Origin of the sequence: Thermococcus sp. SY098 (genome assembly GCF_035621495.1) — an archaeon.
GTDB lineage: Archaea > Methanobacteriota_B > Thermococci > Thermococcales > Thermococcaceae > Thermococcus_B.
In genome coordinates, this window is the sequence record NZ_CP141821.1 from 1,140,497 (window position 1) to 1,166,259 (window position 25,763).

The 25,763-nt window shown below is 40.9% G+C and carries 21 protein-coding genes; 13 read left to right on the plus strand and 8 right to left on the minus strand.

The window, feature by feature from the left end:
* Positions 1 to 9: 9 nt before the first annotated feature.
* The 8 genes from VFC49_RS06415 to glmM all read left to right on the plus strand — a co-directional run bounded on the left by VFC49_RS06415 (position 10) and on the right by glmM (position 12,878).
* Positions 10 to 1,989: an alpha amylase N-terminal ig-like domain-containing protein gene (locus VFC49_RS06415; RefSeq protein ID WP_324734848.1), complete on the plus strand. Its 1,980-nt coding sequence runs from the start codon at positions 10 to 12 to the stop codon at positions 1,987 to 1,989.
* A gap of 211 nt (positions 1,990 to 2,200) precedes the next feature.
* A complete protein-coding gene (locus tag VFC49_RS06420; protein WP_324734849.1) occupies positions 2,201 to 3,550 on the plus strand; it encodes an extracellular solute-binding protein in 1,350 nt (449 codons plus the stop codon).
* Positions 3,551 to 3,593: 43 nt separating this feature from the next.
* Complete coding sequence (locus tag VFC49_RS06425; protein WP_324734850.1) at positions 3,594 to 4,487, plus strand: sugar ABC transporter permease; 894 nt, start codon at positions 3,594 to 3,596, stop codon at positions 4,485 to 4,487.
* The gene (locus VFC49_RS06430) at positions 4,484 to 5,743 is read left to right on the plus strand and encodes an ABC transporter permease subunit (protein WP_324734851.1); all 1,260 of its coding nucleotides are present in this window, start codon (positions 4,484 to 4,486) and stop codon (positions 5,741 to 5,743) included. The genes VFC49_RS06425 and VFC49_RS06430 overlap by 4 nt, the downstream gene beginning before the upstream one ends.
* Before the next feature lie 10 nt (positions 5,744 to 5,753).
* Positions 5,754 to 9,809, plus strand: coding sequence for a glucodextranase DOMON-like domain-containing protein (locus VFC49_RS06435; RefSeq protein WP_324734852.1), 4,056 nt, complete (start codon positions 5,754 to 5,756; stop codon positions 9,807 to 9,809).
* A 114-nt stretch (positions 9,810 to 9,923) separates the two neighbouring features.
* Positions 9,924 to 11,051 (plus strand): ABC transporter ATP-binding protein, encoded by a 1,128-nt coding sequence (locus VFC49_RS06440; protein WP_324734853.1) that lies wholly within the window; start codon positions 9,924 to 9,926, stop codon positions 11,049 to 11,051.
* A gap of 33 nt (positions 11,052 to 11,084) precedes the next feature.
* Positions 11,085 to 11,492 carry a UPF0146 family protein gene (locus VFC49_RS06445; protein WP_324734854.1) on the plus strand — a complete coding sequence of 136 codons (408 nt, stop codon included), beginning with the start codon at positions 11,085 to 11,087 and terminating at the stop codon, positions 11,490 to 11,492.
* A 30-nt stretch (positions 11,493 to 11,522) separates the two neighbouring features.
* Complete coding sequence (gene glmM / locus VFC49_RS06450; protein ID WP_324734855.1) at positions 11,523 to 12,878, plus strand: phosphoglucosamine mutase; 1,356 nt, start codon at positions 11,523 to 11,525, stop codon at positions 12,876 to 12,878.
* Between the two features lie 16 nt (positions 12,879 to 12,894).
* Here the strand turns inward: glmM and VFC49_RS06455 are convergent, their stop codons facing one another.
* The 3 genes from VFC49_RS06455 to VFC49_RS06465 form a co-directional block, all read right to left on the minus strand.
* Positions 12,895 to 14,190, minus strand: coding sequence for a transposase (locus tag VFC49_RS06455; protein WP_324734856.1), 1,296 nt, complete (start codon positions 14,188 to 14,190; stop codon positions 12,895 to 12,897).
* Positions 14,187 to 14,342 carry a hypothetical protein gene (locus VFC49_RS06460; RefSeq protein WP_324734857.1) on the minus strand — a complete coding sequence of 52 codons (156 nt, stop codon included), beginning with the start codon at positions 14,340 to 14,342 and terminating at the stop codon, positions 14,187 to 14,189. The genes VFC49_RS06455 and VFC49_RS06460 overlap by 4 nt, the downstream gene beginning before the upstream one ends.
* 140 nt (positions 14,343 to 14,482) lie before the next feature.
* Entirely contained in the window at positions 14,483 to 15,295 is an 813-nt protein-coding gene (locus tag VFC49_RS06465; RefSeq protein ID WP_324734858.1) for an MBL fold metallo-hydrolase, read from the minus strand.
* A 325-nt stretch (positions 15,296 to 15,620) separates the two neighbouring features.
* Here VFC49_RS06465 and VFC49_RS06470 point away from each other — a divergent pair, with 325 nt between their 5' ends.
* The 3 genes from VFC49_RS06470 to VFC49_RS06480 are packed head-to-tail and all read left to right on the plus strand — an operon-like array spanning position 15,621 to position 19,142.
* Positions 15,621 to 17,501: an OPT family oligopeptide transporter gene (locus VFC49_RS06470; protein ID WP_324734859.1), complete on the plus strand. Its 1,881-nt coding sequence runs from the start codon at positions 15,621 to 15,623 to the stop codon at positions 17,499 to 17,501.
* 54 nt (positions 17,502 to 17,555) lie between these two features.
* Positions 17,556 to 17,891 carry a PqqD family protein gene (locus VFC49_RS06475; protein ID WP_324734860.1) on the plus strand — a complete coding sequence of 112 codons (336 nt, stop codon included), beginning with the start codon at positions 17,556 to 17,558 and terminating at the stop codon, positions 17,889 to 17,891.
* A gap of 12 nt (positions 17,892 to 17,903) precedes the next feature.
* The gene (locus tag VFC49_RS06480) at positions 17,904 to 19,142 is read left to right on the plus strand and encodes a M20 family metallo-hydrolase (RefSeq protein ID WP_324734861.1); all 1,239 of its coding nucleotides are present in this window, start codon (positions 17,904 to 17,906) and stop codon (positions 19,140 to 19,142) included.
* Positions 19,143 to 19,156: 14 nt separating this feature from the next.
* Here the strand turns inward: VFC49_RS06480 and VFC49_RS06485 are convergent, their stop codons facing one another.
* The gene (locus VFC49_RS06485) at positions 19,157 to 19,381 is read right to left on the minus strand and encodes a hypothetical protein (RefSeq protein ID WP_324734862.1); all 225 of its coding nucleotides are present in this window, start codon (positions 19,379 to 19,381) and stop codon (positions 19,157 to 19,159) included.
* 127 nt (positions 19,382 to 19,508) lie between these two features.
* Between VFC49_RS06485 and VFC49_RS06490 the strand changes: the two genes are divergently transcribed.
* Positions 19,509 to 20,234: an RlmF-related methyltransferase gene (locus tag VFC49_RS06490; RefSeq protein WP_324734863.1), complete on the plus strand. Its 726-nt coding sequence runs from the start codon at positions 19,509 to 19,511 to the stop codon at positions 20,232 to 20,234.
* 92 nt (positions 20,235 to 20,326) lie between these two features.
* Here VFC49_RS06490 and VFC49_RS06495 read toward each other — a convergent pair whose 3' ends face one another.
* Positions 20,327 to 21,787 (minus strand): hypothetical protein, encoded by a 1,461-nt coding sequence (locus tag VFC49_RS06495; protein ID WP_324734864.1) that lies wholly within the window; start codon positions 21,785 to 21,787, stop codon positions 20,327 to 20,329.
* Positions 21,788 to 21,792: 5 nt separating this feature from the next.
* Positions 21,793 to 22,983 carry a class I SAM-dependent rRNA methyltransferase gene (locus VFC49_RS06500; protein WP_324736666.1) on the minus strand — a complete coding sequence of 397 codons (1,191 nt, stop codon included), beginning with the start codon at positions 22,981 to 22,983 and terminating at the stop codon, positions 21,793 to 21,795.
* Between the two features lie 72 nt (positions 22,984 to 23,055).
* Here VFC49_RS06500 and VFC49_RS06505 point away from each other — a divergent pair, with 72 nt between their 5' ends.
* Positions 23,056 to 23,364 (plus strand): DUF5748 family protein, encoded by a 309-nt coding sequence (locus tag VFC49_RS06505; protein WP_324734865.1) that lies wholly within the window; start codon positions 23,056 to 23,058, stop codon positions 23,362 to 23,364.
* 2 nt (positions 23,365 to 23,366) lie between these two features.
* Here the strand turns inward: VFC49_RS06505 and VFC49_RS06510 are convergent, their stop codons facing one another.
* Both VFC49_RS06510 and VFC49_RS06515 read right to left on the minus strand, forming a co-directional pair.
* Positions 23,367 to 24,524: a tripartite tricarboxylate transporter permease gene (locus VFC49_RS06510; RefSeq protein WP_324734866.1), complete on the minus strand. Its 1,158-nt coding sequence runs from the start codon at positions 24,522 to 24,524 to the stop codon at positions 23,367 to 23,369.
* Positions 24,494 to 25,699: a hypothetical protein gene (locus VFC49_RS06515; protein WP_324734867.1), complete on the minus strand. Its 1,206-nt coding sequence runs from the start codon at positions 25,697 to 25,699 to the stop codon at positions 24,494 to 24,496. The genes VFC49_RS06510 and VFC49_RS06515 overlap by 31 nt, the downstream gene beginning before the upstream one ends.
* Between the last annotated feature and the right edge of the window lie 64 nt (positions 25,700 to 25,763).

The window sequence follows — 25,763 nt, forward strand, 5'->3', positions numbered from 1 at the left end:
GTGTTTTGCATGTATAAGATTTTCGGCTTTAAAGAAGATGAGTACCTCGGCAAGGTTGCAGAAGTGGAGTTTAGCATACCCAAAAGCGGAAGTTATGCCTATCTCCTCGGAAATTTTAATGCCTTCAATGAGGGAAGCTTCCGCATGAAAGAAAAAAGAGGCAGATGGAGTGTAACAATCGAACTTCCAGAGGGGATTTGGTATTACGCCTTTTCCATTGACGGTGTTTTCACATTAGATCCAGAAAACGAGGAAAGACATACATACAGGAGACATTCGTATAAATTTGAACGGACTGTTAATACTGCCACGATATTTTCAGGAGAAAAATTTTATCACAGCACATCCTTAATCTACGTCTATTCGTCTGAAGGTGCAACACATATCCGTCTTAGAGCTATAAAAGGTGCAGCCAAAAAGGTGTTTCTGATTTCTGATCAAAAATATGAGATGGAAAAGAAGGCGCAAGATGACCTCTTTGAATACTTTGAAGCAGTCTTGCCCGGAAAAGACGAACTTGAGTATTATTTCCAAATTCATACGGCAGATGGTATTATTGATTATGGAGACTTTAAGGTGGATTTCAATGAGCAAAAGGGAAGGTTTAAGCCCCCTGTCTGGGTTTTTGATAGGGTCGTCTATCAGATAATGCCAGATCGCTTTGCCAAGGGCAATCCAGAAAACGATCCACACGATTGTATTGAGTTTGGTATCGGTCATTACGGCGGCGATCTTGAGGGAATCATAAAGAAACTTAACCACATTGAAGAACTCGGCGTTAATGCCCTTTACCTAACACCAATATTTGAGTCCATGACATATCACGGCTACGATATCACCGATTATTTCCACGTTGCTGAGAAGTTTGGGGGGGACGAGACATTCAAACAACTGGTTGACGAGCTGAAAAAGAGAGACATCAAACTAATCCTTGATGGGGTTTTTCACCATACAAGCTTTTTCCATCCATACTTCCAAGACATCCTTGAAAAAGGAAAAGAAAGCAAGTACAGAAACTTCTATCGTATCCTTAACTTCCCTGTGGTTTCTGAAGACTTCTTGAAAGCTATCCACTCCAATGAACCTTGGCTTAAAAAGCATCGGGAACTTAAAAAATCCAAATGGAACTATGAAAGTTTCTTTTCAGTCTGGTTAATGCCTCGCTTAAATCATGAAAATCCAGAGGTCAGAATGTTTATACGCACTGTGATAAAATACTGGCTTGAGAAGGGAGCAGATGGGTGGAGGTTAGATGTCGCTCACGGTGTTCCACCAGAAGTATGGCGAGAGATTAGGAAAGACATTCAAGAAGGTGCATACCTTATAGGAGAAGTCATGGACGATGGTCGTTTATGGCTCTTTGACAAGTTCCACGGAACAATGAACTACCCTTTGTATGAGGCACTTTTGAGATTCTTTGTTTACGATGAAATTACTGCCGAAGAATTCCTCAACTGGCTTGAGCTTTTGAGTGTTTATTACGGACCGGCAGAATACACCATGTACAATTTTCTTGACAACCATGATGTGGAGCGCTTTTTAGGACTCGTTAGAGATAAAAGGAAATATCTCTGTGCCCTAACATTTCTGATGACATACAAGGGAATTCCAGCTATATACTACGGCGACGAGGTTGGCTTAGAGAACATGAACGTTCCCTCTATGGAAGTATCAAGGACACCCATGAAGTGGGACGCAAATAAGTGGGATAAAGAGCTCCTCAAAGCTACAAAGGAGCTGATAAGCCTAAGAAAGACAAGCAAAGCTTTGCAGAAAGGTATTTTTAAACCGGTTAAGTTCAAAGATAAACTGCTTGTCTATAAAAGGACATTAGACAATGAAAGCATTTTAGTGGCAATCAACTATTCAGAGAAAAAGTATCATCTAAGTCTACCGTCTTCCTTTGAGCTGCTCTTCCAAAATGGATCCTTTAACGAAGCAAACATGCAATTGGGCCCATTTTCCAGTATTGTTGCTAAAGGATTGTAGTCTGCAGCTAAACTTGATGACAGCGCTTAGTTCTGGAAAATACTACCGTGAAATTCAAGCTGAGGCTTTTTCCAACCAATGCCTTATCTTCCTATTCTTGACATTATTGCTCCTTTTAGTGCATATGTCAATTCACAGACAATAGAGCGTAAGGTATATATATCACTGAGAATGATACCTACTTTGAAATGTTCAATTGGGGTGAAGGTAGATGAAAAAAGCACTATTTGCTTTATTGTTAGTTGCTGTATTAGCAGTTGCTGTTGTAGCGAGTGGATGCATTGGAGGCGGAACAACCACTCCAACCACATCGAGCCCTACCCAAACCACTACTTCTGAAACAACATCATCTCCTACCAAGACCACTACAAGCTCCCCAACTGAAACTACTACCACAACCACAACTGAAACTGAAAAAGTACCAAGCGGAAAAGTTGTGATATGGCATGCTATGCAACCAAATGAGGCGCAGGTTTTTGAATCGATAATTGAAGAGTTCATGGCAGAGTACCCAAGCATCGAGATAGTTCTTGAGCAGAAACCGAATCTTGAAGATGCCCTTAAAGCAGCGATTCCAGCTGGTCAAGGCCCTGACTTATTCATTTGGGCCCATGATTGGATTGGAAAATTTGCAGAAGCGGGCTTACTTGAGCCAATCGATGAATACATAACCCCAGATATCCTTGATAAGTTCAGCGGAATGGCAAGGGGAGCAATTGACTATGGTGGGCACTACTACGCGATGCCATTCGCAGCTGAAACAGTTGCAATCATATACAACAAGAAGATGATCAGCGAACCACCAAAGACTTTTGACGAGATGAAGGCAATCATGGAGAAGTACTACAAACCAGATGAAGAGAAATATGGAATTGCCTATCCGATAAATGCCTACTTCATCTCAGCTTGGGCTCATGCATTTGGAGGATACTACTTCGATGACAAAACAAAGCAGCCAGGATTGGACAAGCCAGAGACAATCAAGGGATTTGAATTCTTCTTCAAGAACATCTTCCCGTACATGGCACCCACAGGCGACTACAACACCCAACAGGCAATATTCCTTGAGGGAAGAGCTCCAATGATGGTCAACGGTCCATGGAGCATTGGAAGCGTTAAAGATGCAGGAATCGACTTTGGTGTTGCCCCACTTCCACCAATAATTGAAAATGGGAAGAAGTATTATCCAAGACCATACGGTGGAGTTAAGCTCATTTACTTCGCAAAAGGCATAAAGAACAAGGATGCAGCATGGTTCTTTGTCAAGTGGTTCACAACAAACCCAGAAGTTGCTAAAACATTAGCAAAGGAGCTCGGTTATATTCCAGTCCTTAAGGAAGTCCTAAACGACCCAGAAATTCAGAGCGATCCTGTTCTATATGGATTTGGTAAGGCAGTTGAATATGCAATTCCAATGCCAAAGAGCCCAGAGATGGGAAGTGTCTGGGGACCTGTTGATACTGCAATCACAGAAATCCTCAAAGATCCTCAAAACGCCGATATACCGGCAATTCTGAAGGCGCAAAACGAGGAGATACTAAAAGCAATTAGCGGAGGCTGAGACTCCTCTTTTTTGTTTAATTTTATGAATGAGGTGAAAAATGATGAAAAAGACAACAGTAGTTGCACTGTTTCTAATTCTTCCGGGCATAGTTGCATTCCTCACATTCAACTTGTGGCCGATAGTTTATTCAATATATATTGCATTCACAAATGCCCAGCTTGGAAACTTCCCCATTGAGTCCACTAAACAGTTGCAGTTTGTTGGATTGGAGAATTTTAAATGGGCGTTGAGTGACGAAAAATTTAGACGAGCCTTTCTATGGACATGGTTTTTTGTGCTTACAAGTGTGACACTGAAAGTTTCTTCTGGGATATTCCTGAGCATTTTGTATAACAATAAATATGTGAGAGGCAGACTTTTTTATAGATCTCTTCTAATAATCCCCTGGGCGTTGCCTTTGCTCTTTTCAATCACCGTTTGGAGATTTATGTTCGATCCTGTTTTTGGACCAATAAATATTGTACTAAAGTCACTTGGGATTTCAAATCCTCCAAACTGGATCAATGATCCATGGTGGGGGTTTATAGCCCTTAACATAATCGAGGTCTGGCTTGCATATCCATTCATGATGACGGTAATCACAGCTGCTCTGCAATCAGTTCCGGATACCCTAATTGAAGCAGCAATAATTGATGGAGCAACATACTGGCAACGTTTGAGACATGTTGTAATCCCGATAGTTAGCAAACCCATAGCCTTTGCCACAATTCTAACATCAGCAGCAAGCTTCCAGTACTTTATGGTACCCTATCTCTACAACGCCGGGCTCTTCGAGGACAAGTTCCTCCTGCTATACGGATTCAGAAAGGCATTCGGAGCATCACCACATTACGGAAGAGCTGCGGCAATAATGGTAATTGCAACCCTTGTCTTAGCGGTTTACATGTACGTCAACGTTAAAATAACAAAGCTACAGGAGGGTGCCAAGGGATGAATATCAGATTGCCAAAAAGGAGGGGCGAAGTCATTAAGGCATTCGCAGTAACTTTAGTGGCCATTCTTATAATGTTCGTTATTCTCTTCCCAGTCTACTACATCTTTACAGTCTCTATAAAACCGGTTTCAACTTTAGCAACTACTGAGCTTACACTAATTCCCAAAAACATAACTGCTGAAGCGTATAAAGAAGTCCTCTTTGGATTTGAAGGTAGCAAAATTTCAGCAAACTTTACTGGAAAAATGGAAGGAAATGGAAAACTTGATGGAAACATCTTGTATGTGACAAACGGAAGGATAATAGGGACAGTAAAGGCAGGACCATTCACAGCGTTAAGATTTGAAATTCCTTTTAAGGAGGTCAAATTTAGAGTCGGACAGAACGGCTCCAAAGAGGGGCCGTTTAATGGAGAAATCACCGGTGCCTTTAGATTAACGAGGATCAACAAAGACGGCTCTATAGGTTTCGCTGTGGTGAAGAATGTCAAATTGGAAAATGGAAGAATCAATGGGATTACAGTTAGCGGGACAATGGAAAGATACATAGTAGCACGAAACACAGGAGCTGTAGAGATAACCGCAGTTGGGAAGTTTGTTAACTCAGTGTTCTTTGGTCACCTTAAGAACAGCCTGTTCATAGCAGGATTTACAGTGATACTAACATTGTTCTTTGTGATCCCTGCAGCATATGCCTTTTCAAGGCTTAAGTTCTTCGGAAGAGAGCACGTCCTGTACTTCTACTTGATGTTCACCCAAGTAGCTGGAGGTCTGGGGATAGCGGGATTAATAGCCCTCTACGGCATGATTGTCAAACTTGGACTATACGACAAACTGCCCGTTCTGTCCCTTATATATGCAGCAGGAAGTGTTCCGTTCAATACATGGCTTCTTAAAGGATACATAGACTCAATAAGTCCAGATTTCGATGAAGCAGCTCTTGTGGATGGAGCGAGTTACCTACAGATCATCAGGTATGTTCTCCTGCCCATGGCGCTTCCTGGAATAGCCACTGTAGCAATTTTTGCATTTATCGGGGGATGGACAGAATTCATCTTGGCAAATCTTCTACTTACAGAGGCGAATCAACCACTTTCAGTTTGGATTTACCTCCTCATGGGAGGAATTGGAAGAGGGATTGACTGGAATTATTTTGCAGCTGCTGCATTGCTGTTCGCGTTACCGGTATTTATAATGTTTATGTTAGCTCAAAACTACGTCAGAAGTGGTCTGACAGTTGGAGGATTAAAAGAATGAGGTGAATGGAATGAGGAAGGTGTTTTCCATACTTGCAATTTTTTTAGTTCTCTTCAGCACTTTGGCAGTTCCAGCCAAGGGTGAAGAACCAAAGCCGCTAAATGTTATAATAGTGTGGCACCAGCATCAGCCATATTACTATGACCCAATTCAAGATATATACACAAGACCATGGGTTAGGCTTCATGCGGCAAACAACTACTGGAAGATGGCGTATTATCTGAGCAAGTATCCCGAAGTACACGCTACAATCGATTTGTCCGGTTCATTAATTGCTCAATTAGCAGATTACATGAACGGTAAAAAAGACACATACCAGATAATCACAGAGAAGATTGCGAATGGAGAGCCATTAAGCATAGACGACAAGTGGTTTATGCTCCAAGCACCTGGAGGATTCTTTGACCACACCATTCCATGGAATGGAGAACCAGTTACAGACAAAAACGGAAACCCAATAAGGAGCTTCTGGAAGCGCTATACAGAACTCAAAGACAAGAGAAACAAAGCATTTGCAATGTATGGGGGCTTGCCATTAGATGAGCAAAAAAAGAAAATTACCTCTGAATTCACAGAACAGGATTACATTGATCTTGCAGTTCTCTTCAACTTAGCCTGGATCGACTACAATTACATAATGATGCACGATGACCTGAAAGCAATCTATGAAAAGAGAAACACTGGAGGCTACACGAGAGACGACGTTAAGACGGTATTGCAGCATCAGATGTGGCTTCTCAACCACACATTTGAAGAGCACGAAAAGATAAACCTCCTTTTAGGCAATGGCAATGTTGAAGTCACAGTCGTTCCGTATGCTCATCCGATTGGACCAATTCTCAACGACTTCGGCTGGGAAAGCGATTTTGATGCCCACGTTAAGAAAGCTGATGAGTTATACAAAAAATATCTTGGTGGAGGGAAAGTCGAGCCAAAGGGCGGATGGGCTGCTGAGAGTGCTTTAAATGACAAAACACTGGAGATTTTAGCAGAAAATGGCTGGCAGTGGGTCATGACGGATCAGCTTGTTCTTGAGAGAATGGGAATTCCCTACAGCATTGAAAATTACTACAAGCCTTGGGTCGCCGAATTTAATGGAAAGAAGATTTATCTCTTCCCAAGAAATCACGACTTAAGCGATAGGGTTGGTTTCAGGTACAGCGGAATGAACCAATATGAAGCTGTTGAAGACTTTATCAACGAGCTCTTGAAGATCCAAAAACAGAACTACGACGGCAGCTTGGTATACGTTGTAACGCTTGATGGGGAGAATCCATGGGAGCACTATCCATACGATGGCAAGATCTTCCTTGAACAGCTGTATAAAAGGCTCACTGAACTCCAAAAGCAGGGGCTAATTAGAACCCTGACACCAAGCGAGTACATACAGCTCTATGGCGACAAGGCAAACAAGCTGACTCCAAAAGAGCTCAAACGCTTAGATTTGTCAACAGAGAACAAAGCGAAGAAGCTCCTTGAGGCCAAAAGTCTGAACGAGCTCTATGACATGGTCGGCGTTACGGAACCACAGCAATGGATTGAGTCAAGCTGGGTTGATGGAACACTTTCAACTTGGATAGGTGAGCCGCAAGAAAATATCGCATGGTATTGGCTCTACTTGGCAAGAAAAGCCCTCTTTGAAAACAAGGACAAGATGTCTCCAGAAGAGTGGAACAAAGCTTATGAATACCTGCTGAGAGCCGAAGCAAGCGATTGGTTCTGGTGGTACGGGAACGATCAGGACAGCGGTCAGGATTACACATTTGACCGCTATCTTAAAACATATCTGTATGGGATTTACAAGCTCGCAAATATCAAGCCTCCAAGCTATCTTTACGGAAACTACTTCCCAGATGGACAACCATATCGCGTGAGAGAACTCTCTGGGCTCGGAGAAGGAGAGAAAAAAACATATTCAAGCCTCTCAACTTCCGCAAAGGAAGTCGAAGTTTACTTTGACAAGGATGGAATGCACTTTGTAATTAAAGGAGCTCCAGAGCAATTTGAGATAAGCATTTACGAAAAAGGAAAAATAATCGGAAATACATTTACGCTACTTCAAGGAACACCAAAATATGAATACAGTTTGTTCCCATATATCAAGGACAGCATAGGGCTCATGATTACCAAGCATGTGGTTTACAAAGATGGAAAGGCTGAAATTTACAAAGCAAAAGACTACGAAACGAGCGAAAAAGTTGGAGAGGCAACAGTGAAAAAGCTCAGCGACGGTGTTGAGATAGTTGTGCCCTTTGACTACATTGAAACGCCAGAAGACTTTTACTTTGCAGTTTCGACGGTTAAAGATGGCAACCTTGAAGTCATAACAACACCTGTTGAACTTAGGCTCCCAATGGAAGTTAAAGGGATTCCAATAGTTGACATAACAGACCCTGAAGGCGATGACTACGGTCCAGGAACCTACACATATGCCACAGATAAAGTGTTTGTTAAAGGAGCGTTTGACCTGCTTCGCTTTAGAATGCTCGAACAAACAGATGCATATGTCATGGAATTCTACTTTAAGGAGCTTGGGGATAATCCATGGAACGGTCCAAATGGTTTCAGCTTACAGATAATTGAAGTGTACTTCGACTTCAAAGAGGGTGGAAACACATCAGCAATCAAAATGTTTCCAGATGGACCGGGAAGCAATGTGCAACTTGACCCAGACCATCCATGGGATGTGGCATTTAGAATTGCTGGGTGGGACTACGGAAACATAATCGTGCTATCCAACGGGACTGCTATCCAAGGAGAGCTTCAAATTTCAGCGGATCCAGTTAAGAACGCAATAATCGTAAGGGTTTCCAAGAAGTATCTTCAGATTAATGAGGATTATGGACTTTATGGCGCTGTACTTGTAGGTTCTCAGGATGGCTATGGCCCAGACAAATGGAGACCAGTGGCAGTTGAAGCAGAACAGTGGAAGATTGGTGGAGCTGAGCCAGATGCCGTGATAAACAATGTTGCTCCTCGCGTCATGGATCTCCTTGCTCCAAAAGGATTCAAACCAACACAGGAAGAGCAGTTAAAGAGCTATGATGCAAAGAACATCAAGCTTGCCACAGTTAGGATGCTCCCACTGCTCAAAACAGGAATCGTCATCAAAGATCCAGAAGGAGATGACCATGGTCCAGGTACTTATACCTATGCAACAAACAAGGTGTTCGTTCCACACCACTTGGATCTTCTCAAGTTCAAGATGACGGAAGAGGATGAGTACTGGAAGCTTGAGTTCTACTTCAAGGAGCTTGGAGACAACCCATGGAACGGTCCGAATGGATTCAGTCTGCAAATCATTGAAGTTTATTTTGACTTCAAAGAAGGAGGGAACACATCAGCAATCAAAATGTTCCCAGACGGACCAGGTTCAAACGTTGATCTTGATCCAAATCATCCATGGGACGTTGCACTGAGAATAGCCGGCTGGGACTACGGAAACATAATCGTTGTGCCTGGTGAGAAGCCAATTCAAGGAGAACTAAAGATATCAGCGGATCCAACAAGAAATGCAATCATTGTCGAGCTACCTAAGAAGTACCTTCAGATTAATGAAGATTATGGTCTCTATGGGGCAGTGCTTGTAGGCTCTCAGGATGGCTATGGCCCAGACAAATGGAGACCAGTTGCTGTCCAAGCTGAAGAGTGGAAAGGAGGCGGGGCAGAACCCGATGCAGTCATAAACAACGTTGCACCAAGGGTTTATGATCTTTTGGTTCCAGAAGGATACAAGCCAACGCAAGAGGAAATGCTAAGCAGCTATGATGCAAAAGCCGGAAAAAGGGCTGTTGTTCTCATGATTCCAATAATAAAGGGAACAAAGAGTGAAGAAAAGCCGACGCCAACTGAAACAAAAACGGAAACAACTACCACTAAAGCGACTACTACCACAACACAAACCACAACTACCAAAGAAACAAAAACAACTACAACAAGCACTCCCAGCAAAACAACAACTTCACCAACTCCAAGCGAGACTTCACCAACTGAGAGCGGAATCTGCGGACCAGCATTGATTATTGGGCTCGCATTGCTACCAGTATTGCTTAAGAGAAAGAGATAACGCTTTCATTTCTTATTTCTTTATTGTGGAACCTTAACACTAAACATCAAAACTTATTTATATCATGACACCCTTCATGTTTACTAAAAGTAAACACAAACTGAGGTGGACTTGATGGCAGAGGTTAAGTTGATAAATGTGTGGAAAAAGTTTGGCGAAGTAACTGCAGTTCAGGATATGAGTCTTCATGTAAAAGATGGAGAATTCATGATTCTTCTCGGTCCAAGTGGTTGTGGAAAAACAACGACACTCAGAATGATCGCTGGATTAGAGGAACCAACAAAAGGACAGATATATGTTGGGGACAAATTAGTGGCTGATCCTGAAAAGGGTATCTTTGTTCCCCCAAAGGATAGAGATATCGCAATGGTTTTCCAGAGCTATGCTCTGTATCCTCATATGACTGTTTATGATAACATAGCATTTCCACTTAAACTTAGAAAAGTTCCAAAACAGGAGATAGACAGGAGAGTCAGAGAAGTTGCAGAAATGTTGGGTTTAACTGAGCTTTTAAAGAGAAAACCCAGAGAATTAAGCGGTGGACAAAGACAGAGAGTCGCCCTTGGAAGGGCAATAGTAAGGCAACCTCAGGTTTTTCTTATGGATGAGCCATTAAGTAACTTGGATGCAAAGCTTAGAGTCAGAATGAGAGCTGAATTAAAGAAATTGCAAAAGCAACTCGGTGTTACCACAATTTACGTGACCCACGATCAAGTTGAAGCTATGACAATGGGGGACAGGATAGCTGTAATTAATGCAGGTGTTCTGCAGCAAGTTGGAACGCCAGATGAAGTTTACAACAAGCCAGCAAATGTTTTTGTTGGTGGCTTTATTGGCTCACCAGCAATGAACTTCCTTGATGCATCAGTTGTTGAGGATGAAAGAGGAGTTTGGGTGGATTTTGGTGAATTTAAGCTCAAACTTCTTGAAGATCAAGCAGAAGTGCTGAGAGAGCTGGGTTACATAGGAAAAGAAGTCATCTTTGGTATAAGACCAGAAGACCTCTACGATGCAATGTTTGCCCAAGTTAAAATTCCAGGAGAAAACATGATCAGGGCAATGGTTGATATCGTAGAAAACTTAGGCAGCGAAAGGATTGTTCACTTAAGGGTAGGGAATCTAACATTTGTTGGTGCATTCCATGCCGAATCAATGGTAAAAGAAGGTCAAGAAATTGACGTAGTGTTTGACATGAAGAAAGTACACATCTTCGATAAAAAGACTGAAAAAGCAATTTTCTAAAGATTTTTAAGTTCTTTTTCTTTTCTCTTAATCATGTACGAGAAACTTGCAGAATACTTTGCGCAAAAAGTTAAAAGAGGAAAAATCATAGAAATCGGAATTGGCTTTAATTTTAAAGTTGCGTTAAAGTTAAAAGAGCTGGGATTTGATGTCGTAGTCATTGACTGGAACCCGAAAGCTGTTGAAAGGGCAAAAGAGATAGGACTAAACGCCATTGTTGATGACATTTTTAACCCTCGGCTTGAAATTTACAAACAAGCGAAAGCCATGTACTCAATCAGACCAACACCAGAAATGATGCCCTACTTATTAAAGCTCGCTAAGACCATTAAAGTCCCCCTATACATTGTGCCTTTTTCCACAGATGTTGTTCCAATAGAGATGAGGCTCGAAAATTATAGGGGACTGGCAATTTACAAGTGGGAGGCTAAAGATATATAAAGCTAAGCCATACATTAACTTGGTGGTGTTATGAAGCTCTTTGGAACAGCTGGAATTAGGGGCCCTATTGACTCCAAAGTAACCCCAGAACTGGCATTAAACGTTGGAAAAGCCTTGGGGACATACATTAATTCTGGGAAGGTTGTAATTGGTAGGGATGCCAGAACTTCAAGTGTAATGCTGGAGAATGCCCTCATAAGCGGGTTGCTGAGCACAGGATGTGATGTGATAGAGCTGGGCTTAATACCAACTCCCATGCTTGCTTGGGCAACTAACAAGTTAGGCGATGCAGGGGTTATGATAACTGCCTCACATAACCCCCCAACAGACAACGGAATCAAGGTATTTAACGAAAATGGTGTTGAATTCTACCTGGAACAGGAAGAAGAGCTTGAAAGAATAATCTTCTCCCAAAGCTACAAAATAGCAAAATGGGATGAAATAGGGGAAGTTAAAAAGCTGGATTTAAAAGAAAGATACATAAATGCAGTGCTAAAATTTGTGGAACATGAAACGAATCTCACGGTTCTGTATGATGGGGCGAATGGAACCGGCAGTATGATAGCCCCATACCTCCTAAGGGAAATGGGGGCAAGAGTAATCTCAATTAATGCTCATTTGGATGGACACTTTCCGGGTAGAAAACCAGAGCCAAGGTATGAGAACATTGCATATCTTGGAGATCTCGTTAGACAACTGGGTGTTGATTTAGCAATAGCTCAAGATGGTGACGCCGATAGGATAGCAGTTTTTGATGAAAAGGGAAACTACATTCCAGAGGATACACTAATCGCACTCTTTGCCAAACTCTATGTGGAAGAAAACAAAGGTGGGGTCGTTGTTACATCAATAAATACGAGCTTTAGAATCGATAAGGTTGTCCAAGATGCAGGGGGAAAGGTTTATCGTGTACCATTAGGTCAGCTCCATGATGGTATAAAGAAATATCATGCAATTTTTGCTGCCGAACCTTGGAAGTTCATTCATCCAAAATTTGGAATGTGGATTGATAGCTTTGTAACGATGGGGCTTCTAATCAAGCTGATTGACGAAGAAAAGAGACCTCTTTCAGAGATCGTTAAAGATATACCTCAGTATCCGTTGATAAAGAAGAATGTTAAATGTCCAGACGAGCTGAAGCCAAAAGTTATGGAAGTTGCAAGAAATGAGCTTGAAAGAAAGCTGAAAGACGAGATTAAAGAAGTTCTCACAATTTCTGGAGTAAGGTTCAATCTTAAAGATGGATCATGGGTTTTGGTAAGACCCTCTGGAACAGAACCGAAAATCAGAGTTGTTGTGGAAGGACAGACAGAAAAGAAAATGAGGAAACTATTTGAATTAGCCTATGGCATAGTTTCAAAGGCTCTGACCTCCTCCCTGCCGTGAACGGCGAGGGTTCAGCTTAATCCCTCGCCAGTGAGGGGGAGGTTTGAGGAGCTTCATAGCCTAAATTCAGCCCCTCTGGCTCGGTCTTGAGCCAGTTACCCCTACCTGCCGTTAAACCCGGCAGGCTCGGGGTTATGGTTTTCACGATCTTCCTCAGAATATTAAACGCTCCTACCAAATCAGCATTCATTACAACACCCTCTCTGCGACACTTAAACAAACCTCTAAAAATACGTCCGTTTGGATGGCGTTGGCCACAGAGAGGGCAGGATTGAGAAGTAAAAGCCTCATCCGTAATTATAACAGAAATACCATACTCCTCAGCAACTTCCCTAAGTCGTTTAATGACGTAATTAAAACGCCAAACATGAGAGAGGAGAAAGTTTTGCTTTCTGCCCTTATCGGAATTTCTTGCAATTTCTTTGGGATAACCGACCACGATTTTTGAGACTCCCAAATAGTAGAGTCTTTCAACAGTCCGCCTAACTGCAGTATTAATGTAATGCTTCGCCTGGAGTTTTATCTTCTCATGCATTTTCTTAAGTCTTCTACTCTTTTTTGAACCTGACTTATTGATTTTAGACTGATACTCAGCAATCCTCTTCTGCCAGTAAAAGGCTATGCTTTTTAGTGGTCTGCCATTCACAAGAAAGCTTTTACCGTTCTCAACGTAAACAGCCATTAAATTGTTTACGCCCAAATCTACCCCAGCAGTTAAGTTACCTTCTGGTTCTCTTGGTTGTTTAACCCATTTTCCTCCGATTAGTTTCTCCTCTACGTTAAAGTTAATGTGAGCATACCACTTTCTCTTAGCGTCATCGTAAACGATTTCTAACCTCCCCTGCCTGCCCTTCCAGTGAATTCTCCCCTTGAATTGAATCCTCAGTCTACCAAATTTTCCGAGCCTCCTCAGCTTGATAACATTTCCTTCAATCCGATACTGGTCGTTCCTGAGAGGAATGATGAAAAGTTTTTCGCCGTTTTCTTCCTTGACGAATTTCGGTGGCTTGGGCTTGAACCACCCGGGAAGTTCTCTGGACTTTTTCTTCTTGTTAAGTTTGAAGAAGCTTCTCCAAGCTTCGGCATTCTTTCTTGCCAATTGCTGAACTGTTGAACCACCAATCCAATCTTTAAAGCAGTAATAAGCCTCTTTTTCCGTTCCGTTAAAGTCTATTTTCCCGAATTCCTTGAATTGCTTTAGTCTCTGGTAGTTAATTTTGTTCCAGATTATGGCTGTAGCTTGAGCTAACTCGAACAAAATCTTTTCTTGTTCCTTTGAAGGTTGAAGTTTTACCGTTACTGTTCGCCTCATTCCTCTTCCCGTTCGACTTTTTTAATCCAGTCAAGGATTGCCTGTTCGGCAGCAATGCTCAAAGCTCCCCTTCTATCCCCATAGAGTTTTTTGACAAGTTCTCTGAACTTTTTCTCTACATCATCTCGGAGATAAATATCTATTCTACCCACTATTAACCACCCAATAGTGAGTATGAGTGTTAAACTATTTAAACTTTAAACTTTTTGACTTTCCTCCAAAAGTGCTGAATTTTTAGTTTTTATGTCCCACCCTAAAGGGCGAGGCTTGAAAAAAGAAAAAATCACAAAGTTCAAACCCACCTAGCTGGTCTCAATGTTTTCAATCTTATTTCTTTTCCAATTGTGACTCTAAAACCCTCTTTTGCAACAAGGGTTTTCACTCCAGTAACATTTTCGATAAACTTTGCTTCCTTATACGGATTTGCAAAGTGCATCTTCATGCCTATGTGGTTCATAATCAGCAATTCCGGCTTATCCTTCATGCCCTTCAACATGTAAATCACATCCTCTGTGCACAGATGGTATGGAATTCTCATGTCTTTGGGTCGGGTTATAGCAGCTATCATGACCCTTGCGCCCTCATGCCACTTCTTGAGTTCATCAAAGTACTGAGTATCGGGGATGTAGGATATGTCTCCATGCTTAGTCCTAAGCCGAAAACCAATGGTTGTGGGGTCTGCATGCATCGCAGGCGTTATTATCATTTCTTCCTCCCCAAGGATGAATTTATCACCGGGATTTGGAGTGTGGATTTCTTCCAATGAATCGAGATGGTACTGTGAAACTGCAGGTGTGTGACTTTCATCTCCATGGACAACGCTTTTAGATGCTATTAAAATTCCCCTTTTTCTTGTCACTCCCATAGTTATGCCCTCAAGCATAACCTCAACATCATTGCAGTGATCTGTATGCCTGTGGGACACAAAGAGAACATCAATTCGTCTTGGGTCGATTTTGTACCGCCAAGCCCTTACAAGTGCTCCAGGACCTGGATCGACATAGATTTTCTTGCTCGCTTTTATGAAGAATCCGCCTGTAGAACGAGTTTGTGTTATTGTTATGAATCTGCCTCCACCACTGCCCAGAAATGTTATCTCTATCATGCCTTTACCTCCTATTCTTTTTTCAGATGTTAAATGTTTGCATCAGATAGTATATAAGACATTCTACAGAATTCTCAATATACTAATTAAGAAAACAAGATCTCACTAATGAAGTAGAGAGTATTACACAAATTAACACTTGCTTTTTGTTGTTTTCCATTTTGAACATATAGTTTTAAAGCATGAAATGTAATTTGAAACATGATGTTCGATTTAGGTGTTTAGATAATAAAGTATAGTGTTAAATCTTTGCAGTTTCAGAAACATTTTTATATGAAATTTAATTTATTAACTTATGCAAAAAAACTTTTGGAGGGTGGCTTGAATGGAGCAAAAACCATATATACCTCCCGAAAAATCACTACCGGAGTACACAATAAAAGCATTTATTTTGGGTGTTGTTCTTTCCATAATAATGGGTGCAGCAAACGCATATCTTGGAATGTATGCAGGTATGACTGTAAGTGCAAGCATTCCAGCAGCAGTTATTTCAATGGCAATTCTAAGACTCTTCAAAGATAAGAACATTTTGGAGAACAATATGGTTCAAACAGCAGCATCTGCAGGAGAATCATTGGCTGCAGGTATAATCTTCACACTTCCAGCATTAATAGTCCTCAACTACTACACTGAATTCCCCTACTACCTTGTCACAATAATTGCAGCCCTCGGTGGTTCATTAGGTGCTCTCTTCACAGTTGTCCTCAGAAGAGCATTTATTGTTGAAGAAAAGCTCCCATATCCAGAAGGAACAGCCTGTGCAGAAGTGCTAATCGCTGGAGACAAGGGTGGATCACATGCAAAGCCAATCTTTTACGGTGGACTCTTTGGAGGTCTCTATAAGCTTCTTGGAAGCTCTGGTCTTTGGGCAGGGACTGTTGAAACAGCAAAAATGGTTGGCTCAAGAGTACTCTACATAGGAAGCGACCTTTCAGCGGCTTTAATAAGCGTTGGTTATATTGTTGGATTAAATATTGCATTCCTCGTTTTCCTTGGTGGAGCTATTGCATGGTTTATTGCTATTCCTATCTATGCCGCTAAAACTGGAAATCCAAATGGACTAAGTGCAATCGATCTCGCATGGACAATCTGGAGCACCAAGATTAGATACATGGGAGTTGGCGCAATGGTAGTCGGTGGGCTTTGGAGCCTTGTAAAGCTCAGAGGACCAATCATTAGGGGAATAAAAGCCGGTCTTGAGGTTGCAAAAAGGAGACAAGCTGGAGAAAGCGTTCTCAGAACAGAAGAAGACTTGCCACTTAACTACGTTATAATACTTATTATTGCATTCGTTGTGCCTTTGTTCCTGCTCTACTTACACATCATAAACTCAGTTGGGATTGCTGCAGTCATGGCAATAATACTCCTAATAGTTGGATTCCTCGGAAGCTCAATAGCCGGTTACTTGGCGGGTGTCGTTGGTTCATCAAATAATCCAGTTTCAGGTATCACCATTATGAGCCTTCTCTTTACAGCTCTAGTGCTTAAAGCTCTTGGACTCAGTGGAATTGAAGGAATGGCAGCAACAATTTTAGTTGCGGCAGTTATCTGTACAGCAGCAGCAATTGCTGGAGATACCATGCAAGATTTAGCAACAGGTTATTTAGTCGGTGCAACACCAAAGAGACAGCAGATATTTGAGATTATTGGCACTTTCTTCGCTGCATTAGTCATGGCCCCAGTCCTTAACCTACTTATTAAAGCCTATGGTATAGCAGGAACACCCACTGCAAAAGCAAACGCACTTCCAGCTCCTCAAGCATTCTTAATGGCCAAGGTTACAGAGGGTGTCTTCAAAGGAACACTTGAGTGGAACATGGTTTACATCGGTGCTGGAATTGCAATTGTTCTTATAATTCTCGATGAAATTTTAGCAATGAAAAAGTCAAAGTTCAGAACACCAGTTATGCCAGTTGCAGTTGGAATTTATCTCCCACTCAGCTTAGGCATTCCAATTTTCATCGGAGGTATCACAAGACACTTAGTTAACAAAGCAAGAGGAAGTAAAGTTGAAGAAAAGCCAACCGATGCAGGAGTTCTTGGAGCAGCTGGTTTAATAGCCGGTGAGGCAATAATGGGAATATTCTTTGCAGCACTCATCGTCGCAAACAAAGCACCATCAATTGGCTTTAGCAGCAACATATTAGGAATTCTGCTCCTCGTAGGGCTCTTAATCTGGCTCTACATAACAGGCAAGGAAGAGTAACCGCTTTCTTTTTCTTTTCAACTTTTAGATTTTATAACGCTGGAGGAAATTATCATGGAAGACTATCTAAACCTTGTTCCAGTACGCAATGAAAAGGTCGAGCTCAGAAAGGTGGAGGGCAGGTACTACCTCCTCATCCCGATGGACTCGAAGCTCGACTTTCTCGCGAGGAAGCTCCACGGAGACTACAGGAGGATCGAGCTCGACGAAATAGGCGCCTACACGTGGGAGCTCTGCGACGGAAGGAGAACCGTGAGGGAAATAGGGAAGGCCCTGAGGGCCCGCTTTGGGAATGAAGTCGAGCCCCTCTACGAGCGCCTTGTGACGTTTCTCATTAAACTAAGGAAAAGATATTTAGTTGAGTTTAAAAGATTAGACGAGATAGTTTAGGTGGTGGTCGAAATGAGCGAAACCCTCGAAAAAGTTTCCCTGGAGATAGAAAAGCTCCGTGATGAGATGGTCAATACTCTCGTCGAACTAATAAAAATTCCCGCCATAAGCCCCGACTACGGCTACGAGGGAGAATATGACAAGGCTCAGAAGCTGCTTGAAATAATAAAGGGCTGGGGTTTTGATAGGATTGAGCGTTATGATGCCCCGGATGAGAGGGCTAAAAACGGAGTAAGACCGAACATTTTGGCTTATTATTATGGAGAAAACCAAGAAGCACCGCGCTTATGGATTCTCACCCACTTAGATGTAGTCCCGCCCGGGGAGGGGTGGACTGTAACGGAACCATTCAAGCCAGTCATTAAAGATGGGAAAATTTATGGAAGGGGAAGCGAGGACAACGGGCAGAGCATGGTTGCCTCACTGTATGCAGTTAAAGCACTAATGAATCTTGGCATAAGACCAAGGAGGACAATAATCCTTGCATTTGTAAGTGATGAGGAAACAGGAAGCGAATACGGAATAAAATGGCTCATGAAGAACCACCCAGAACTCTTCAGAAAAAACGACCTCGTATTAGTACCAGATGGTGGAAACCAAGAAGGAACATTCATAGAAATAGCAGAAAAGAGCATACTCTGGATGAAAATTAAATTTAAGGGAAAGCAAGTCCATGCAAGCATGCCTGATAAAGGCATTAACGCTCACCGTATTGCTTTAGAATATGGCTATAAGCTCGACAAACTCCTCCATGAGAAATATGATGCAAAGGATGAAATCTTTGACCCACCTGAGAGCACTTTCGAGCCAACTATGGGTGGAAATCCATCAGATGCCCCAAACATAGCCCCAGGGGAGCATGAGATAGTATTTGACTGTAGAGTTCTGCCCAAGTACAATCTTGATGACATTTTAAATGATTTTAGAGAGCTTGCAAAAGAAATGGAAGAAAAGTACAGAGGGGCAAAAATTGAGATTGAAGTTATGCAGAGGGTTGATGCCCCAGAGCCAACACCAAAAGATAGCGAAATAGTGAAATTGCTCCAAGAAGCGATTAAAGTCCTAAGAAACAAGGAAGCCAAAGTTGGAGGAATCGGGGGAGGAACTTTTGCAGCTTACTTCAGAATGCTTGGAATCCCTGCAGTTGTGTGGTGTACATGCGATGAAACGGCACACCAGCCAAATGAGTACGCTAAAATAGACAACATAGTTGAGGACGCAAAAGTTATGGCAATTTTAGCCCTATTATGACTTCCGCTCATCTTTCACTTTACAAATTTTGAAGCAATACACACATTGATCACAAAACCAAAGTCAAGGATTATTCTATCCGCATAGGGGCATAACAAGCATTCAGCATCATCAATAGGGATGCCACCATAGTAGTGCTCAAACATCTCAATAACATCTTCACTTAAATGATCGACAACTTTCCCACAAGGGAGCACTAATCGTGAACCATATATGTTTTGTGTCTTTGTTCTCACCATGCAGTTCACCATTTTGTTATATTATCCTCATCATATATAACTATTTTTATACATATTTTGCAAACTTCTGTTAATGGTAAGCAAAATTTGAAAAACCCAAGATATAGCAGATAGTGAGAGTGAGAACATGAAAATGATAGGACTAAAAATAGAGGAAGCTCTGAAAATCTTCCCCGAGCTTCAAAAATATATAAAAAATGGCAAGCTTGACTTCAGCAGCAGAGAAGCGCGGATTCTATACAATAAGGCAGTTGCGAAAGCCGTTTTTGACCTCAAGATAGAATATCATCCAAAGGGCTTGATAACCCCTCCAATTTCACGATACATTTTTCTAAAGACATTTTTGAGAGGTGGAGAAAAAGTCCTCGAAATTGGAACTGGTCATTCTGCATTGATGGCAATTATTGCAGCTAAGCTATTTAACTGCGAAGCTTGGGCCACAGAAATCAATGAGGAATTCTTTGAGTATGCAAAAAGGAATATTGAGTGTAATAAGGTTCAAGTGAAGCTCATAAAAAGCAAAGGACAGATCATAAAAGGCTTAATTCCAGAGGGGGAAAAATTCGATGTTATATTCTCAGCCCCTCCTTACTATGAGAAGCCCACAAAGGGGGTTTTAACTCCTATCGAAGCTGTAGGCGGAGGCAAATATGGAGAAAAATTCTCACTCAAGCTCTTGAGAGAGGCAAAAGACTACTTGAAACCTAAAGGAAAAGTTGCTCTGTTTTTGCCTGACAAAGCTCCTCTGCTTAATGCTATAACCCAAGAAGCCGAGAAGATGGGCTATAAAATCAGAGACATAAAATTTAAAGCAGGAACAAGAGTTAGACACTCTTTAATTTTCACTCTATAGCGTCAGACCGTGGGCGTATCTTCATTGCAGTGCTCAGAGGAGGTGCTTTCTCTTCATTCGCCAAAGAAATTATGCTCCCCCAACTTATAAGGTTAAGCCTCCTTGTAAAGTACTATTATTAAAATCCCTTCCAATGCCAAGAAAATAACTCCAGCAAAAATTCTGATATAACCATGGAGAAGATAGAAAAGAGACGCTGGAAAATTGACCAGAAAGAATGCTAAGCCAAAAATTACTAGCGTATCTCCAATTGTGAGATATGCAGGCATTAGCGTGTATTCATCCTTCATGTTTCGAGTAAGCCAGAAGGTTATGGCTTTAGCCATTAAAAGATTAGTAAAAGCTCCAAATATAAAAAGGAAGAGAGAAGAACCTGATATATCAACTTTTGCGACAACCACAGAAACTAATAAGACTGGAGCAAAAAGGATAAAAGATGTCAAAGCTTTCGCGTTTCTAAACTCTTTCCACTTTACTGGAAGAGAGAACATGAACCAGCCGCTTTTATATTCTTCCATAAGCAAAATTTGAACGTTTAATGACGTTATAACTGCAAAAGAGCCTATTATCATAACCCAAGTTACAAGTCTGTCGTCTCTGAGAAATGTGAGAGGTACTAAGAAGATAAAGGGCATAAGAAGAACAAAGAGAGATGAACTTCTCCGCAAGGCAAGTTTGACATCTTTAGCTATCATTGAAAGCATTTTTGGCAGAAGTTTTGCTTCAAATGATTTTTCAATTTTTGAAATTTGCCTTTCCTCAATCAGATGAAGCATTATTAAATGATTACCAAACAACAAAATTAGAAATGAAAGAGTTGCATAGGCCATAATTACTTTCCATTGCAAGATTCCTTGGAAAGATAAAACGAGAGTTGTCGCCTGAGCAATTGGAAAGAGATACGTTGACAGTGCTCTAAACTGAAATACACTTTTAAATATTTCGGGAAATATGACACCATAGAATATGAAAAGAGTCAAAAAGAGAATAAAGATAACTCTCAGTGTTAGACTAAAGATATCTCTTAAAATTCCGGTTTTCCTCATCCTTAAAGAGAATATCGCAATAAGACACCCAAAACCCCAGCCTATAGCTATCGAGATTATGAACCACATCATCGCCACAAGAAGTGCCATCCAATGATACCTCAGCATTTTCAAGAAAAAAGGTAGAAACAAGAACATAAGAGGAAGAGTGTAATATTTGAGCCATGTCTTAATCGGTAGAAACTCAACATTAATCGGGAGAGGTAGCAAAGGCTGAAGTGCTCGGGTTCGTACAAGTGAATATAGGAATTCTACAACCAGAAAAGACGAAATGACCACAACAAAAATCAATAAGGCAGAAACCAATGAAGCAAAAACAATTTCACTTTCTCCAAGCAATTTCTCAGCTCTGAGAAATACAAATGAAAAAATCAAGAACACTGTAGAAGTAAAAGAGAGCTGTACTAAAGGTGCTCTCTTGAGGAATCTCCTAAACTTTTCGGTTCCATACTTGTCCAGTCTATGTCTGAATTCCTGAAAAAACAGCTCTCTAATGAGAGCTTCCATTTTAATCACTTCATGTCCTCAACATATAAGAACAAACATTTGAGATATTCAGTATCCTTTGAAGCCATTAGTATCGGGTGATCCGGAGCTTGCGTTCTATAAGGCTCAAGCATCTTGAGGAATTTGCCAGCCTTTGCCGCAGCAGCAATAATCATGTCCTTAAAAGCTTGCAAATCAACGTGCTGAGAGCATGAGCAAGTTACCAAGATTCCTCCATCTTTTACAAGCTTAAGCCCCTGATAATTCACATTGAAATAAGCCCTTAATCCTCTCTTTAAGTCCTTTTCATGTTGAACAAATGCGGGAGGGTCGAGAATTACTATATCAAACTTTTCTCCTCTCTTTTGGAGTTTTTCCATTTCAGGAAATGCTGAACCCACTATGAACTCCATTTTGTCTTCAACACCGTTGAGCTTTGCATTTTCCTTCGCCTGTTCTATTGCTCTTGGAGACTTATCAATGGCTATCACTTTCTCAGCTCCAGCAACTGCCGCATGAATTGCAAAGCCTCCGGTGTAAGTGAATACATCAAGAACCTTTTCACCGCCCCTAATATACTTCTCAAGAGCTATCCTGTTTTCTCTCTGGTCAAGGAAAAACCCAGTCTTTTGTCCACGCATGTCAACTATGAATTTAGCCCGTCCCTCTTCAATTATCGTTCTGTATTTCTCTTTACCAAGCAATACACGCTCAATCTCTGGTAATCCTTCTCTTCTCCTTGACCTTCCAGTGTTCTTTTCAAAAACGGTCTCTATATCTGGCTCAACTTCCATTATCGCTTCCGCAACATCAAGCTTAAATCTCTCCATACCAGCACTTGAAATCTGAATGGCGGCTATATCATTAAAGCGATCGACGATTAATCCTGGCAGATAATCTGCCTCACCATATACCATCCTGTAAACGTTGCCATAACGGAGAACATTTTTCCTATATTCGTTTGCTTTTCTAATCCTCTCTTTGAAGAGTTCTTTGTTAATTTCCACATCTTTTTCTTTTGTCAACAGACGAACCATTATATTAGAATTTGGATTCGCAAATCCTTTACCTAAGAACTTCCCACCACGAGAATACACCTCAACTATATCTCCCGGCTTTATATCCCCCTCAGTTCTAACAACACCTTTTTTAAAGATAATCATAGCTCCCTTCTGAAGTGCTCGTGAGGCTTGAGCATCAACATAAACTCTCGCCATTCTCACCACCAACCAATAGTTAAAGCGATAGGTATTTAACTCTTGAGATGAAAGTATATAATGGTGAGTTCTATGAACTTAGAAGTTATAAAAGAGTTTCTGGAGGATATCGGAGCAGACTATACAGAAATTGAGGGAGAAATTCACCTCGCCCCAGAGGTGTTCTATGAGGTTTGGAAGTATGTGGGGCAGCCTGATTTAAAAACATATATCATTGAAGATGAGATTGTAGAACCCGGTTCCTATGATCCCCCTGAAATGAAGTACACAACTGCAAAGAAGGTTAAAATCAAAAAGGTCTACTTCGAGACCCTTGACAATGTGAAAATAGTCACAGATTATGCTGAGTTCCAAAGGATTTTGAAGGAAAAATCAGCTTAATTCTATCTTCTAACCATTATTTTTACCATTAAAACTCCCATACAGTTTGTTCTCTTTATGTTAAGAAGAAGGGGAAGAGAACCTATTAGTGATGCTGTTGCCAAAACTAAGATACCAAGGACCCTGTCGAAATATAAGGACAGGACAACAACAAAAGATAAAACAAGGAAGTTTAGGAGCTTATAATTCACCTTAAAGAGAACACTGCTAATTATTTTAGCTATTTTCAGCCCGTAGAGGCTTATAATTAAAGTCGCAGCAATAGTAAGTAGTGTTAAAATTAAAATCTCATGTGAACTCAACAAATAGTACTTCTCTTTAATCAAAACCATTATTCCATTTCTCGTTCTCCCCGTTAGGTAGAAATTAAAAAGTGAAAAGAAAAAATTCGATGTGTTCACAGAGAATGCCACCGTCAAAAACGACCTTTCATCCCTTGAAAAGAAGCTTCCAATTAATGCGGCCTGAGAAGAGGTAAAGGTAGGAAGCAGGGATGCAAGCATTCCTAAAGCAGTTCCAAGAAGGGAAAAACCAAATAAAGACTTATAGGACATTTTAATTTCATAATCTCCAGCTTCAATGGTGGTAATCCCACTACGCAGAGAATAAAATATTGTGGGAACTCCAAATAACCCAACAAAAATATGAAAATATGGCTCCCGGAGAGGTAAATAGTCAATCAGAATTCCAAGAATCCCAGAGATTAAGAAAACAAGTAAAGCAAAAGCCTTCTTTATTCCTTTTTCTATTAAAATCAAAAAACAAGCCAAAAAGAATACAAATACTCTACCAAACCCGGGTGTGTAGTTAGGGGCTAAGGAGAGATAAACAGGTAAGAGGGGAAAAGCAAAAATTACTGCTAAAAGACTTGCCTTCAGGGAGATGTTAATTACCTCAAGAGCCCTCCCCTCAAGAACCAATTTATGGGCAGGCAAAGTATTCAATACCGTATCTTCATCAGGAACTCCAAGAAAAGTTGAAGGTATAGAGTCCAAAAACGTATGAGTTAAACCCATTGTATAAATGAGTATCACAAATCCAAATCCATTGGGCTTATTATTTAAACCATTCAACAGTGATGCTAAAGTATTAACGTGTAACGCTGGTGTTATCCCTGTCATAGTCCCAGCTATGAGCCCAAACAAGAATTCTCTAAGCATACATCATCCCTCGAATGTACTTCAAGGGCGGGCTTCCCTCTATGTGTTGTGTAAATTCCAAAAGCTGTAATCGTTTGGTTCTCTTTAAGCTCAAGATTTAGAGACTTTCTAAGTTTTAGAAGAATCCAACATTTGTTATTAGTAATATTTGCCAAACCGAACCCATTTTTGTAAATCCTAATCCAAGAAATCCTTCCTTCAATTTTAATGACGCCCTCATGTTCAGGATTGCATATCGAATTTTCGAGTTTTTCTCTTGGGAGCTTAACAGAACAGTTCAAACATACAAGAGAGTGCTCTCTTCGGAGAGCTTCAAACTCTACAATATCCCCAGTTCTTGCAGAGTATGCGTATAGCTTTAAGTCAGTACACTTCAAGCTTAGACCTTTACCAGCTTTAGTGACTTGGCAACTTCCATATGCTATGTCTCCAATTTCCTCTTCTCCAATAGCTTTTCTTTCTGCTTTTCCAGTAATTTTAACATCATCTATGCTGTTTACGTAAAGCGTAAGCGTCGAATACAGTCTTGCAATCCCCAAAATTTCAACTTTGTCTCCAAGCTTCAGAGAAAATCTGTAGGGTAAGTAAACTTTAATCTTTTCTTTTCCGTTCCATATTATTGTTGGTGTTCTGTTATCTAAAACTACTCCAACAACTCGATAGGGAAAATTATCCTTGGGCTTTGCCAAAAAATCTCCTACTTCAAAGCTAATGACATAAAATGTACCACCATAAATCACGCCTTTTGCCTGTATCTCTGCGCCTTTCTGAACATTTAAACATCTGTCAAGTTTTACTTTTTGGGGAGTGAGAATATAGCAACTGTGATCATTCCAATAAACCCCCGATAAGTAGGAGAGATGCAATTCTTCAGTACTTCCATTTGTGATTCTTAAAGGATACACAGATTTTCGCTTTTTGTTGACAACTTTCCCCTGAATCGTGTATATCTTGCCTTCAATTAGACCTTTATAAACTGTGACAGTTCCAAGTCCATCAGTGAGCACACTAAAGTCACCCTTAGAATAAACACAAATACCAGTAAAAACTACAATATCGCCCTTTTGAGCATCTTCAATGTTACTGTATTTCTCGGAACCAATAATATATGCAGCACCCAACATCATTAAAGATGCTGATATTAATACCACAGCGTATACTCTATCTTTAACCATGATTATAAGTAATTTAAAAACTTTAAAAAGTTTTCTATTGCTGGATTAAATACCTTATACCAGA

Bases quoted from the DNA above. Each gene is read 5' to 3' on its own strand.
- VFC49_RS06415 (WP_324734848.1), top strand. From the start codon at position 10: ATGTATAAGATTTTCGGCTTTAAAGAAGATGAGTACCTCGGCAAGGTT.
- VFC49_RS06420 (WP_324734849.1), top strand. From the start codon at position 2,201: ATGAAAAAAGCACTATTTGCTTTATTGTTAGTTGCTGTATTAGCAGTT.
- VFC49_RS06425 (WP_324734850.1), top strand. From the start codon at position 3,594: ATGAAAAAGACAACAGTAGTTGCACTGTTTCTAATTCTTCCGGGCATA.
- VFC49_RS06430 (WP_324734851.1), top strand. From the start codon at position 4,484: ATGAATATCAGATTGCCAAAAAGGAGGGGCGAAGTCATTAAGGCATTC.
- VFC49_RS06435 (WP_324734852.1), top strand. From the start codon at position 5,754: ATGAGGAAGGTGTTTTCCATACTTGCAATTTTTTTAGTTCTCTTCAGC.
- VFC49_RS06440 (WP_324734853.1), top strand. From the start codon at position 9,924: ATGGCAGAGGTTAAGTTGATAAATGTGTGGAAAAAGTTTGGCGAAGTA.
- VFC49_RS06445 (WP_324734854.1), top strand. From the start codon at position 11,085: ATGTACGAGAAACTTGCAGAATACTTTGCGCAAAAAGTTAAAAGAGGA.
- glmM (WP_324734855.1), top strand. From the start codon at position 11,523: ATGAAGCTCTTTGGAACAGCTGGAATTAGGGGCCCTATTGACTCCAAA.
- VFC49_RS06455 (WP_324734856.1), bottom strand. From the start codon at position 14,190: ATGAGGCGAACAGTAACGGTAAAACTTCAACCTTCAAAGGAACAAGAA.
- VFC49_RS06465 (WP_324734858.1), bottom strand. From the start codon at position 15,295: ATGATAGAGATAACATTTCTGGGCAGTGGTGGAGGCAGATTCATAACA.
- VFC49_RS06470 (WP_324734859.1), top strand. From the start codon at position 15,621: ATGGAGCAAAAACCATATATACCTCCCGAAAAATCACTACCGGAGTAC.
- VFC49_RS06475 (WP_324734860.1), top strand. From the start codon at position 17,556: ATGGAAGACTATCTAAACCTTGTTCCAGTACGCAATGAAAAGGTCGAG.
- VFC49_RS06480 (WP_324734861.1), top strand. From the start codon at position 17,904: ATGAGCGAAACCCTCGAAAAAGTTTCCCTGGAGATAGAAAAGCTCCGT.
- VFC49_RS06485 (WP_324734862.1), bottom strand. From the start codon at position 19,381: ATGGTGAGAACAAAGACACAAAACATATATGGTTCACGATTAGTGCTC.
- VFC49_RS06490 (WP_324734863.1), top strand. From the start codon at position 19,509: ATGAAAATGATAGGACTAAAAATAGAGGAAGCTCTGAAAATCTTCCCC.
- VFC49_RS06495 (WP_324734864.1), bottom strand. From the start codon at position 21,787: ATGGAAGCTCTCATTAGAGAGCTGTTTTTTCAGGAATTCAGACATAGA.
- VFC49_RS06500 (WP_324736666.1), bottom strand. From the start codon at position 22,983: ATGGCGAGAGTTTATGTTGATGCTCAAGCCTCACGAGCACTTCAGAAG.
- VFC49_RS06505 (WP_324734865.1), top strand. From the start codon at position 23,056: ATGAACTTAGAAGTTATAAAAGAGTTTCTGGAGGATATCGGAGCAGAC.
- VFC49_RS06510 (WP_324734866.1), bottom strand. From the start codon at position 24,524: ATGCTTAGAGAATTCTTGTTTGGGCTCATAGCTGGGACTATGACAGGG.
- VFC49_RS06515 (WP_324734867.1), bottom strand. From the start codon at position 25,699: ATGGTTAAAGATAGAGTATACGCTGTGGTATTAATATCAGCATCTTTA.